This window comes from Pseudomonas sp. 8(2025) (genome assembly GCF_052665325.1).
In genome coordinates this window covers 373,787-386,185 of the sequence record NZ_JBQOIE010000004.1, presented here as the reverse complement: position 1 = coordinate 386,185, position 12,399 = coordinate 373,787, and the positions used below count along the sequence as shown (strand labels likewise).

The 12,399-nt window shown below is 68.2% G+C and carries 9 protein-coding genes; all 9 read right to left on the bottom strand.

Translation table 11 applies throughout. The features are described 5' to 3' along the window. Positions 1–112 precede the first annotated feature (112 nt). A complete protein-coding gene (locus ACUXVH_RS11295) occupies positions 113–778 on the bottom strand; it encodes a glycosyltransferase (protein WP_065363988.1) in 666 nt (221 codons plus the stop codon). Beyond that, positions 775–1,374, bottom strand: a complete 600-nt coding sequence (locus tag ACUXVH_RS11290; RefSeq protein WP_011061168.1) for a class I SAM-dependent methyltransferase — start codon at positions 1,372–1,374, stop codon at positions 775–777. The genes ACUXVH_RS11295 and ACUXVH_RS11290 overlap by 4 nt, the downstream gene beginning before the upstream one ends. Further along, positions 1,371–2,129 carry a PIG-L deacetylase family protein gene (locus ACUXVH_RS11285; RefSeq protein WP_065363989.1) on the bottom strand — a complete coding sequence of 253 codons (759 nt, stop codon included), beginning with the start codon at positions 2,127–2,129 and terminating at the stop codon, positions 1,371–1,373. Before ACUXVH_RS11285 ends, ACUXVH_RS11290 begins: the two co-directional genes overlap by 4 nt. Continuing rightward, positions 2,126–3,142, bottom strand: coding sequence for an acyl-CoA dehydrogenase family protein (locus ACUXVH_RS11280; RefSeq protein WP_065363990.1), 1,017 nt, complete (start codon positions 3,140–3,142; stop codon positions 2,126–2,128). The genes ACUXVH_RS11285 and ACUXVH_RS11280 overlap by 4 nt, the downstream gene beginning before the upstream one ends. 2 nt (positions 3,143–3,144) lie before the next feature. Then, the gene (gene glgX / locus ACUXVH_RS11275; protein ID WP_011061171.1) at positions 3,145–5,304 is read right to left on the bottom strand and encodes a glycogen debranching protein GlgX; all 2,160 of its coding nucleotides are present in this window, start codon (positions 5,302–5,304) and stop codon (positions 3,145–3,147) included. Positions 5,305–5,417: 113 nt separating this feature from the next. After that, complete coding sequence (locus ACUXVH_RS11270; RefSeq protein WP_015635523.1) at positions 5,418–5,717, bottom strand: DUF2934 domain-containing protein; 300 nt, start codon at positions 5,715–5,717, stop codon at positions 5,418–5,420. Positions 5,718–5,738: 21 nt separating this feature from the next. Beyond that, entirely contained in the window at positions 5,739–8,519 is a 2,781-nt protein-coding gene (locus ACUXVH_RS11265) for a malto-oligosyltrehalose synthase (RefSeq protein ID WP_065363991.1), read from the bottom strand. Beyond that, entirely contained in the window at positions 8,516–10,597 is a 2,082-nt protein-coding gene (malQ, locus tag ACUXVH_RS11260; protein WP_065363992.1) for a 4-alpha-glucanotransferase, read from the bottom strand. Before malQ ends, ACUXVH_RS11265 begins: the two co-directional genes overlap by 4 nt. Continuing rightward, positions 10,594–12,390 carry a malto-oligosyltrehalose trehalohydrolase gene (treZ, locus tag ACUXVH_RS11255; RefSeq protein ID WP_065363993.1) on the bottom strand — a complete coding sequence of 599 codons (1,797 nt, stop codon included), beginning with the start codon at positions 12,388–12,390 and terminating at the stop codon, positions 10,594–10,596. Before treZ ends, malQ begins: the two co-directional genes overlap by 4 nt. Between the last annotated feature and the right edge of the window lie 9 nt (positions 12,391–12,399).

The following is a 12,399-nucleotide window of genomic DNA, read 5'->3' as shown; positions in this document are numbered from 1 at the left end:
GAGCTTTCCACGCAGTGCCAGCCCAGGCTTATTTGCTGATTACCAAGCCCGTCACAGGGTAGACGGCAATTCTCCCCCCGGGGAGGCGCACTGACCAATGCCATGCTGTACTTCACAGCCCTGCGCAAGGTCCGTTCAGGCCCTTGAGGTAATCGCCGAACCCACCTTTGGCCCGCGAATCCAGGCGCCCGCTGGTAATCACTTGCGGATGCCGGCTCCAGGCGATGCTGGCGCCGCAGCGCTGCAACTGCCGCACCAGCTGCACATCCTCGTGGCAGGCCAGGGCCTCGAAGCCGCCGGCGCGGACATAGGCTGCAGCGCTGATGCCGAGGTTGGCGCCATGGATGTGCCGGTGGCCATCGCTGTCCTGGTAGGCGTCGTGATAGCGGATCCGGGCCTGGGGTTCGAAGCCTTCGCTCCAGCGGTCGACGGTGACGGTGCCGCAGACGGCGTCGGCGCCCAGGGCCAGTTGGGCCACCAGCCAGTCTTCGGGCACGCGGCTGTCGGCATCGGTACAGGACAGCCAGCGGGCGCCGGCCTGCAGCAGCAACTGCGCGCCCGCGGCCCGTGCCCGTCCGACATTGCGCACCTGCAATTGCAGGTGTTGCACGGCGAACTGGCGGGCAATGTCCAAAGAACCGTCGGAGCAGCTGTCGAGCACCACCAGGATCGCCACGTCTTCATTGAGCTCGGGGTGGCTGGCGGCTTTCAGGGCGCAGCGCAGGCAGTCGGCCAGCAGTTGCTCCTCATTATGGGCGGGTATCACCACTCCGATCATCGCAGGCCCTCCAGGGTCGCGACCGAATCCGCTTCGCGGCCCCAGAGGTCGAGGAGAAAGTCCGCTTCCTGGTGCTCCAGCAAGCGTGGCAGTTGCAAATGGCGATGGAGCAGTTCGTGCACTTGTCCGGCATCCAGGGGGCACTCGGCAATGGGCGGGCGCCAGTGGCAGGCCAGTAGCTGGCCATCCGCGGCCAGGGAGCCCAGGGCCCGTGCCACCAGTTGCGCCAGGTCGGCGGCGTCCAGGTAATAGCCGATCTCGCTGATGACGATCAGATCGAAGGGCCCCTTGGGCCAGTCCTGGGGCAGGCGGCCGTGTTCCACCCGGGCGTGGGGGAAGGAGCGCAAGCGCTGCCGGGCCAGGTCCACCGCATTGCGCGCGGTGTCGTAGGCCAGCAGGCTGTCGCAGCGGCTGGCCAGTTCGGCGCTGAGTTCGCCGTTGGCACAGCCGGGTTCGAAAATGCTCCGGTAATGGCGGCGCGGCAGGCTGGCCAGGGTGATTGCACGTTTACGCTGTTCATACCAGCGCTGGCGAAAGGCCCAGGGGTCCTGGTCCCGGGCGAACAGCCCTTCGAAATAGCGACTGTCGACACTCATAGGAACACCACCTCAAAAGGTTGCAGCAGACGCTCGATGATGTGCGGTGCCAGCACGGGCGCCAGGCCGATCTGCGGGTCGCCCTCCAGTTGGCTGGCAAAGGCGTGGATGGCATGGCGCTTGCGGGCCACCTGGGCAGGGCTGAGCAGCACCTTGCGGGCCCGCTCCCAGGGCAGCTGCCGGCCCTCAGGATCGGCCCAGTGCCAGGTCCAGATCGGCAGTTCCTTGAGGCTCGCGCCCGCCGCCCGGGCGGCCAGGGCGCTGGCCCGGCCCACGGCTTCGTGGTCGCAGTGGCCGTCCTCGCACCAGGTGCTGAACAGCACGTCACCGGCGCGCAGGCAACCCTGGATGAACTGCGTCAGGGCGGCTTCGTCCCGGGCGACGCGGCTGTCCTCGAAGCCCGCGCGCAGCCAGGTGATGCGCTGCAGCGGCAAGCCCAGGCGGCGCAAGCCTTCGGCGGACTCCTGGGGCCGTACCTGGCTCAGGCGCTGTACCGGCCAGCGCCGGGAGCCGGGATGGCTGGCGCAACCATCGGTGACCGAAATCAGCAGCAGCTCGCGCCCCTGCGCCGCCAGCAGTTGCAGGAGGCCGCCACAGCCGAGGATTTCATCGTCCGGGTGCGGGGCCACAATCACCGCCCGCGCTCCTTGCGGGACCAGGGTTCGAATATCCACCGCGGCCATGGCCTGCAGTTGCGAGGAAGCCTGCCAGGCCTGCAGCGAGGTGCCGCGACCGACAATCGGATTGGCTTTCACAGTTGCCATCCTCCCGTGTCCGCTGCAGCGTGGGCGGCGTTGGCCAGCTGTTGCCCGAGAATGGCCAGGTCACGCTCGGCATGGCTCTGGCGGATGAACACCGGCAGGTCCGCCAGCAGCCGGGCGAAGTGCCGGTCCAGGCAATAGGGGCCGGCGCCCAGCGCCCGGCCGACGTGGTGCAGCACGCTGTCGACGCTGGCCTCGGTCACCGCCCGGGCGCGCCGGGCCAGCAACTGGCAGTCGGCCTGGGGCGCATGATCCAACTGCCGGGCACTGTGGCGCATCACGCAGGCGGCCTGATGCAGGGCGCTGTCCACTGCCCCCAGGTGGGCCAGGGCATGGGGCTCGTCGCGTTTGGCGCAGTGTTCGCGCAGGGGGCGTGCGATGGCCTGGGCGGCCCCCAGCCAGCAGGCGGCGATGCCGATGGCGCCTTGCCAGAAGCCCGGGCGCTGCAGGTAGTCATCCGGCCCGCCGACCCATTGGCCACGAGCCTCGTGGAAGTCAACCCGCTGGCTGCCGGTACTGGCCATGCCCACGGCTTGCCAACTGCCGCTCTCGACCTGCACCCCGGGCTGGTCCAGGGCCACCGCCACCAGGCGTTGGTGGCCGTCGGCGTCCCAGGCGGTGAGCAGGGCATGGCTGAGCACCTCGGCCCCCGAGCACCAGGCCTTGGTGCCGCTGAGCCGGCAGTGCGGGCCATCGGCAACGGCGTGCACCCGGGCCTGGGGCGGCTCCGCGGCCCAGGTGCCCCAGGTGGTGCCGGGGGGCACGGGGCAGCCCAGTTCCGCCATGATCGCCAGGGCGTCGGTGTGCCCCTCGTAGAGCTTGCACAGGCCCAGGTCATGGCCGGCGACCCTGGCCAGGGCCTGCCAGCGTTGCAGGGTGGCGCCCCCGGCGGGCAGTGGCAGGCGGTCGAGCCCGGCGCCCACCAGGGCGTCCAGGCACAGGCCCAGGGCGCGGGTGTCGGCATGCCCCAGGTCGGGGGAGTGATGCAGGAAGCCTTGCAGGTCCATGTTCAGTCTTCTTCCTCATGTTGCAGTTCGAACAGCAGCAGGGAGCGCCCGGTCACCGAATACTCGTGGCCGAAGGCAAAGCGTTCCTGGCCGCGCACCGCCGGCTGGTTGGTGTCGAGCATGCAGGTCCAGAACTCCCCGGCGGGCACCTCAGGCAGGCGGAAGTTGACGATGTCGTGGTGGGCGTTGACCACCAGCAGCAGCGTGGCATCGGCCCCGGGGCGGCGGATCCCGGTTTCCTGGGCGCGGCCGTCCAGCAGCATGCCCAGGCAGCGACCATGGGGGTCCTGCCAGTGCTCGGTGGTCATCTCGCTGCCGTCGGGGGCCAGCCAGGTGACGTCCTTGACCCCGATGTCCTCGTTGTAGCTGCCCACCAGGAAGCGCCCGCGCCGCAGGATCGGGTAGCTCAGGCGCAGCTTGATCAGGCGCTTGACGAACTTGAGCAGGGACTTGCCGTCGTTATCCAGCTCCCAGTTGACCCAGCCGATCTCGCTGTCCTGGCAGTAGGCGTTGTTGTTGCCGTGCTGGGTGCGGGCGAATTCGTCGCCGGCCACCACCATCGGCGTGCCCTGGGCCAGTAGCAGGGTGGCGAAGAAGTTGCGCATCTGGCGCAGGCGCAGGGCGTTGATCTCGGGGTCGTCGCTGGGGCCTTCGACGCCGTGGTTCCAGGACAGGTTGTTGTTGCTGCCGTCCTGGTTGTTCTCGTCGTTGGCTTCGTTGTGCTTGTCGTTGTAGGACACCAGGTCGTGCAGGGTGAAACCGTCGTGGGCAGTGACGAAGTTGACCGAGGCGTAGGGCCGGCGGCCGCGCTGGTTGAACATCTCGCCGGAGGCGGTCATGCGCCCGGCAAAATCCGCCAGCTGGCCGTCATCGCCCTTCCAGAAGGCCCGCACCGTGTCGCGAAAGCGATCGTTCCATTCCACCCAGCCCGGCGGGAAGTTGCCCACCTGATAGCCGCCGGGGCCGCAGTCCCAGGGTTCGGCGATCATCTTCACCTGGCGCAGCACCGGGTCCTGGCGGCAGGCCACGAGGAAGCTGTGGCGCTCGTCGAAACCGTCGTGGTAACGCCCGAGAATGGTCGCCAGGTCGAAGCGGAAGCCGTCCACGTGCATTTCCGTGGCCCAGTAGCGCAGCGAGTCGGTGACCATCTGCAACACGCAGGGGTGGCTCAGGTCCAGGGTGTTGCCGGTGCCCGAATCGTTGATGTAGAAGCGCTTGTCGTCGGGCATCAGGCGGTAGTAGGAGGCGTTGTCGATGCCGCGCATGGACAGGGTCGGGCCTTGCTCGTTGCCTTCGGCGGTGTGGTTGTAGACCACGTCCAGGATCACCTCCAGCCCGGCTTCGTGCAGGTGGGCGACCATTTCCTTGAATTCGGCGATCTTGCCGCTGGCCAGGTAGCGCGGGTCGGGGGCGAAGAAGGCGATGCTGTTGTAGCCCCAGTAGTTGGTCATGCCCTTGTGCAGCAGGTGCTGGTCGTTGACGAAGGCGTGGATCGGCAGCAGCTCCACCGACGACACCCCGAGCTTGCGGATGTGCTCCAGCACGTCGTCCACCATCAGCCCGGCGAAGCTGCCCCGCAGGTTCTCGGGCACCGAAGGGTGGCGCATGGTGAAGCCGCGCACATGGGTCTCGTAGATGATGGTCTTGTCCCAGGGCACGCTGACCCGCTGGTCGTTGCCCCAGGTGTGGGCCGGGTCGATGACCTTGCACTTGGGCACGAAGGGCGCGCTGTCGCGCTCGTCGAAACTGAGGTCGGCATCCGGGTGGCCGATGGTGTAGCCGAACAGCGCCTCGGACCATTTCAGCTCGCCCACCAGTTGCTTGGCATAGGGGTCGATCAGCAGTTTGTTGGGGTTGAAACGGTGACCGTTGGCCGGGTCGTAGGGGCCGTGCACGCGGTAGCCGTAGATCAGCCCCGGGTGAGCGTCGGGCAGGTAGCCGTGGAAGATTTCGTCGGTGTATTCCGGAAGTTCGATGCGTTCGAGTTCCACTTCGCCGGCATCATCGAACACACAGAGCTCGACCTTGGTGGCATTGGCCGAGAACAGCGCGAAGTTGACCCCCAGGCCGTCCCAGGTGGCGCCGAGGGGGAAGGGCAGGCCTTCACGAATGCGCGAGGGTTCGCTCTCGGGAGTGGCGGCGGGCTGCTTGGATCTGCTCATGGTTGCTCCTGCAGTGAGACGGTGACGGGCCGGGCCCTTTTTTCAGGGCGAACGCGACCCTTATGGCGCGCGGGCGTGCCACGGGTTGACGAGGACGAGATGGCCGGCGGGTGTCAGTTGGCCGGCGGTTTGCGCGGCGCCCGGGGCTTCTTCGCCGCCGCGGGTTTTTCCCCCGGGGGCACTACCACGGCGGCGGCCGACTTGGCCTTGGGTTTGGCCGCGCTCTTGGCGGCGGGCTTTCCGGTCGCAGGCTTGGCCTTGCCGGCCTTGGGTGGCGTGCTTGGAGCCAGGGCTTCGGCCTCGGCGAGCTTGCGGGCCATGTCCCAGTGCCGGGCTTCCTGGCCCTCCGGCTTACCTTCCGACTCCCAGATCTGATAAGCGAATTCACGAATGCGTTTGTCGTCGGTACTCATCGCAATGCTCCTGGACTGAATTCAAGGTTGAATCAAAAGGTTGAGCGCAAAGTCTTGCAGTGCGGCGCTAAGCATCAGCTCCCTGTGGGGTGTGACTGCCACCGTGGAAAAAAGTCCATTCAGCTTTTGCCCCGAGGCGTCGAACGGTAGCTGCACCCGGGTATCGCCCCACAGCGGCCCCTCGATCAAGGGCATTGCGCGATCTCCCAGCAGGCCGGCGACCTGCACCGGCACTATCACCACTGCCCGTTGTGCACCGTGCTCGCGCATGAACGCCAGGACCCGCCCGGCATGCTGGCCAAGCACCGGCAGCGGCTGGTAGCGGCCCCGGCGAAACAGCTCCGGGTACTGGCCACGCAGGTTCAGGGTGCGGGCGATCACGGCCTGCTTGATGCGTCCGTCGTGCCACTGGGCCAGCCACTGGCGTGGTTCGCCGCCGCGCTCCAGGGCCGCCTGCCGGGCCGGGTAATCCACCGGCCGGCGGTTATCCGGGTCCACCAGGCTGAAATCCCAGAACTCGTTGCCCTGGTACAGGTCGGGGACCCCAGGCACGGTCATGCGCAGCAAGGTTTGCGCCAGGCTGTTGAGGGCGCCCGCCGGGGCAATGGCCCGGGCCGCCGCGGCAATCGACTGGCGCAATGCCAGGCCCTGGGGCGCCAGCAGCAGGGCCTGGACAAAGGCCTGCACGGCCTCTTCGTATTCTGCGTTGGGCGCCGCCCAGCTGCTTTGCAGCTTGGCCTCGCGCAGGGCCTTGAGCTGCCATTGCCAGATCCTTTGTCCATAGCCTTGCAGGGCCGCCTGATCCTCGGCAGCCAGTTCCAGGGGCCAACTGCCCAGCAGGGTCTGGTAAAGGATCAGTTCGTCCCCCGCCGAAGGCGCATCCGCCCGCTGGCGCAGGGGTGCGGCCAGGGTGCGCCAGTGCTCCACCTGGGCGGCATACCAGGGGGCCCGTTCGCTGAGCACTGCCAGGCGCGCGCGGCTGTCCTCGCCCCGTTTGTGGTCGTGGGTGGCGCTGGTCAGCAGGTTGTCGGGGAAGCTGGCCAGGCGTTGCTGGCAGGCCGTGTGGAAGGCGGCGATCGGCGCACTGAACTGTTCGCTGTTGAAGCCCACGTCGTTGCGCGCCAGCAGTACTGCCGAGCGGTAGAAGGCGGTGTCTTCCACGGCCTTGGCCGCGGCGGGCGAAGTCAGTTGCTGGAAACGCACGCAGGCGTGGCGCAGCAGCTTGCGCCCACGGCCCGGTGGCTGCTGGCGCCAGCCCTGGCCGCCGAGCCAGCGCTCCAGGCAGTCGAGCACCGGCCTGTCGGCCTCGCCCAGGCTCTGTCGCGCGCCGTCCAGGGCCTGCTGGAACAACTGCTGGTCCTGCTGCCCGCGGCCACAGGCGCTGATATAGGTGCGGTACACCGGGAAGTGCACGATCAGTTCCTGCAAGGCGCGGCGGATGGCCCCCAGGGTCAGGTCGCGGCTCATCAGGTCCAGGCGCGCCACCTGCAACAGGGCCTGGGCCACGCTTTCAAAATCGCTGGCCAGGGAGCCGTTGAGAATCTGCTGACGGGCCAGCAATGCCTCTTCGGCGAACGCCGCGGGGCGCTGGCTGTGCCGGCTCCACAGTTCGGCCAGCACCGCCTGGCCTGCAGGGGCCTGCTGCAGCAGCGACAGTTGGTTCATGAACTCATAGCCGGTGCTGCCATCTACGCCCCAGTCGCGGTGCAGGGTTTCCCCGGCGCCGAGGATCTTCTCGACGTAGATCGGCAGGTGCTGGCCCGGGCGCAGGCGGTCGATCCGGCGCCGCAGCTTGCGGCAATAGCTGCGCGGGTCGGCCAGGCCGTCGATATGGTCGATGCGCAGGCCGTCCACCAGGCCACGCTGGATCAGCTCGAAGATCTTGCCGTGGGTGGCTTCGAACACCGCCGGGCGCTCGACCCGCAGCCCGCCCAGCTCGTTGACGTCGAAGAAGCGTCGCCAGTTGATGTCGTCGGCGGCGGTGCGCCAGCTGGCCAGGCGATAGCTCTGTTGCTCCAGCAGATGGTGCAGGCGCTGGAAACCTTCGTCGTGGCGTGAGTCGTAGCCTTGCAGGTGGGCGGTGACGGCCTGGTGCAGCGCCGGTTGCTGCAACAGTTGGCCCAGGGCCTGCTGCAGCGGTTGTGCCTGGGCGTGGGCGTCGCCGCTGAAACGCAGGGCGGCAAAGCTGTCGGCCAGGGGCTTGAGGGCCTGGGCGGCATCCGGCGGGCCGGCGAGGCGCAGCAGTTCCCCGAAGTCGGCGGGGCAGATGGGGAAACAGTGTTCATAGTGGCGAACATGGAAACCGCAGCGATCGTCGTCCAACTGCAGTTGCAGGCTGCCTTCCTGCAAGGCCTGCCCATAGTCGCTGCCGAGGAAGGGCAGCAACAGCTGGCCTTCCATCAGCGGGTCGGGGGAATGCCACTGGATATCGAAGAACTCACCGTACGGGCTCAGACGCCCCCATTGCAGCAGGTCCAGCCACCAGGGGTTGTCATTGCCGCCCACCGCCATGTGGTTGGAGACGATATCCAGGATCAGGCCCATGCCGTGCTGGCGCAGGGCATCCACCAGCCGTACCAGGGCCGCCTCGCCCCCCAGCTCGGGGTTGACCCGGGTGGGGTCCACCACGTCGTAGCCGTGCATGGAACCGGCCCGCGCGCAGAGCAGTGGCGAGGCGTAGAGGTGGCTGAGGCCCAGGCCGGCGAAGTAGGGCACCAGGGGCAGCGCATGATCCAGGGTGAAGCCCTGGTGAAATTGCAGGCGCAGGGTGGCCCGTGGCATTGGCGTGGCTGGCGGGCTCATCGGTCACGCTCCAGGGCCTGCTGCCGGGCACAGGCCAGCAGCTCCAGGCGCCGCGCAGCGTCGCTGTCATCCAGCAGGTGCCGGCTGGCAGTAGCCAGGCGCCGGCGCCAGTTGGGGTGGCTGTCGAGGGTGCCGGGCAGGTTGGCCTGTTCGTCGATGCCCAGGGCGTCCTCCAGGGGAAGCAGCACCAGGGGCGCCCGGGTGTGGCCGAGGAAACGCACGCTGGCGTCTACCACCTGGTCGGCCTCGTGGCTTTCCTCGCGAAAGTTCTGCGGATCCTGGGCCAGGGCGTGGCGCAGGCCGTTGCGTTCGTGCTGGCGATGTTCGCGCCAGTGCCGCGCCGCCGCTTCGTCCACCAGGCCCAGGCGCTGGTTCCAGTCGATATCGCGGCCATGCCACCAGCCGTTGAGGGTCGGCAGGTCATGGGTGCTGGTGGTGGCCAGGGCATTGTCCGGCCAGTCGAGGATGGGCTTGAAGTGGCAGCCGTGGTCCTGTTCGAACAAAAGCACACGCATGCCGAGCATGGCCCGGGCGGCGAGTTTTTCCCGCAGCCCGTCGGGCACTGTGCCCAGGTCTTCGCCCAGCACTATGGCCTGGTGGCGATGGGATTCCAGGGTCAGCAGGCGCAGCAGGTCGTCCACCGGGTAATAGAGGTAGGCGCCATCGCTGGGAGGCGCGCCCAGGGGAATCACCCACAGCCGTTGCAGGCCCATCACATGGTCGATGCGCAGGCCCCCGGCATGGGCGAAGTTGGCCCTGAGCATTTCGATGAAGGCGCGGAAACCGTGGCGTTGCAGGCCTTCCGGGGAAAAGGCCGATATGCCCCAGCTCTGGCCCTGGCGGTTGAGGATGTCCGGTGGCGCGCCCACCGTCAGGTTGGCCAGTAACTGCTCCTGCCGGCTCCAGGCCTGGCTGCCGCCGCCGTCGGCGCCCACCGCCAGGTCGGCGATCAGGCCGATGCCCATGCCGCCGCTGCGGGCCGCGCTTTGCGCTCGCTCCAGGCTGCGGGCGATCAGCCACTGGCAAAAGGCATGGAAGCCGATTTCGTGGGCCTGTTCCTCGGCGAAATGAGCCAGGGCCGGGCTGGCCGGATCACGCCACTGCGGCGGCCAGTGACGCCAGTCCAGTTCCTCGCCACGGGCGGCGCGCTGGGCCTGGATGGCTTCGAAGCGGCAGTGGTTTTCCAGGGCTTCGCCGGCTGCCCGGCGGTAGCTGGCGAAGTCCTCGTGCAGCGGGTGCTCGCCCTGGCAGAAGCCTTCATACAGCGCCCGCAGTGCCTGCAACTTGGCCTGGGCCGCCAGGGGCCAGTCGATCAGCGGCAACTGTTCCAGGTCCTGCAGTTGTTCGCCCAGGCCACAGGCTTCGATCGCAGTGCGCCAGGCGCGGTCGCCGAGGATCGCGCCAGGGGCGGCATACAGGCTGTTGAGGAACAGCCGGCTGGAAGGTGAATAGGGGCTGTAGCGCAGCGGGTCGCTGCTGAACATGGCGTGCAGCGGGCTGATGGCCAGGGCATCGGCGCCGCGTTCGGCGGCCTGGCGCGCCAGTTCTTCCAGGGCCTGGGTATCGCCGAAACCGCCATCGCCGGGGCGGCGCAGGGCGTACAGCTGCACGCTGAGGCCCCAGGCCCGCGGGGTGGGCTGGTGCACGGCGTCGGCCACGCTGAAGCAGCGTTCGGGGGCCACTGCCAGGACAAAGTGTTCGTCGTCGATACTCACGGCGTGGTAACCCACCGGAATCGAGCCCGGCAGCCGGCTCTCGGCATCCAGGTCCAGGTGCAGCGGGCTGCCATCCTCCAGCCGCAGGAGACAGGCCGTGTGCGGGGGGAAGTAGCGCGCCAGGTCCAGGCTCTGGCCGTGGTCGGCGGTCAGCAGCGGTGGCAGGTGCCGGCTCTGTTGCACCCCTTGCAATTGCAGCAGGCTCTGTTCGACCTGCTGCGGGTCTTCGGCCGGATGCCCCAGGCCGGCCAGGACAGCCCGCAGGACCCGGTCCTCGACCTTCTGGGCACGGCCGTTGGCATCGATCCAGTCCACTGCCAGGCCGGCGCGGCTGGCAAGCAGTTCCAGTTGCGCATCGCTCATAGGCATTCTCCATCTGGGTCGGTCGGGGAAGAGGTGGGGGCCAGCAGCACCAGCACGCTGTAGGCAGGCAGTTGACCCTGGCACCAGTGCTTGAGGGTGTGCGGCGGATATTCGAAGCACAACTGCGGTGCGGCCTCGGCGGCCAGTTCGACCTGATGCGGGCCGAGGTTGAGATCGATGCGCAACAGGCTGCCGTCCCCCAGGCGCCAGCGCGCACTCAGGGCGCCCTCGGCCAGTACCTGGCAGCCCAGGGCCCGGGCGCCGGGCAGGCGCGGAACCAGCTCGCGGTGGCGGATCTGCAACAGGCTGCGGTACAGCTCGCGGGTGGCCTCGGCCTGCCGGGACTGGGCCTGTGGGCGCGAGGCCTGGAAGGTCGAGGCGGCGTTGGGGTCGGGAATGCGCTGGCGCTGCCCGGCGTCGGCGAAGGCACTGAAGGCGGCGAATTCGTTGCGCCGGCCCTCGCGCACCGCTTCGGCCAACTGGCCCTGGTGGCTGGTGAAGAACAGGAATGGTTCCTGGGCGGCCACTTCGTCGCCCATGAACAGCAGCGGAATCATCGGTGACAGCAGCAACAGCACCGTGGCCGCGTGCAGGGCCTGGGTCGGCGCCAGTTGGTTGAGGCGTTCGCCAAAGGCCCGGTTGCCGATCTGGTCATGGTTCTGCAGAAACAGCACAAAAGCGCTGGGCGGCAGGTGCCCGCTGGGTTCGCCGCGGGCCTCGCCATGGCGGTTGGCATGGCCCTGGAAGGCGAAACCCTGGCTCAGGCAGCGGGCCAGTTGCTCAGTGGGCTGCTCGGCGAAGTCGGCGTAGTAGGCGTCGGTTTCGCCGGTCAGCAGCACATGCAGGGCGTTGTGGCCGTCGTCGTTCCACTGTGCGTCGAAGCCTTGTTGCAGCAGGCTGGCCTGATTGAACTCGTTCTCCAGGTTGAGCCACACATGGCGATCGGGTGGCACTGCCTGGCGGACCCGCTGCGCCAGTTGCCGCAGGAAATCCGGATCGTCGATGGCGTGTACCGCGTCCAGGCGCAGGCCGTCGAAACGGTACTCCAGCAGCCACATCAGGGCGTTGTCGATAAAGAACTCGCTGACCTGCGGGCGTCGAAAGTCGATGGCAGCGCCCCAGGGGGTGTGCAGGTCCTGGCGAAAGAAGCCCTGGGCGTACTCCTGCAGGTAGTTGCCGTCGGGGCCGAAGTGGTTGTAGACCACATCGAGGATCACTGCCAGGCCCAGGCCATGGGCGGCATCGATCAGCGCGCGCAGCTCGTCGGGCGAACCATAGGAGGCTTCCGGGGCGTAGGGCAGCACGCCGTCGTAGCCCCAGTTGCGTTCGCCGGGAAACTCCGCCAGGGGCATCAGCTCGATGGCGGTCACCCCCAGTTCCACCAGGGCCGGCAGGGCTTGCTGCACCGCCTGATAGCCGCCCATGACCCCCACGTGGAGTTCGTAGATCACCGCCTCGTGCCAGGGCCGGCCGCGCCACTGCGGGTGCTGCCATTGATAGCGCTCGGGGTCCACCACCAGGCTTGGCCCGTGGACATCACCGAGCTGGGCCCGGGACGCCGGGTCGGGGACCTGGATCCGCTCGTCGATATTGAAACGGTAAGCGCTGCCCGCGGGGCAGCGCGCCTGGGTCATGAACCAGCCTTCGGGCTGGGGCTGCATGGGCAGCGACTGGCCGTCCGCCAGTTCGACGCTGACGCAGCGCGCATCCGGCGCCCACAGGGCGAACCGGGTGTGCTCGGCATCCAGCAGCCGCGCGCCATGAGTCCAGGTGTGCAGCGTGCTTGAGGGCATCGGTCCTTG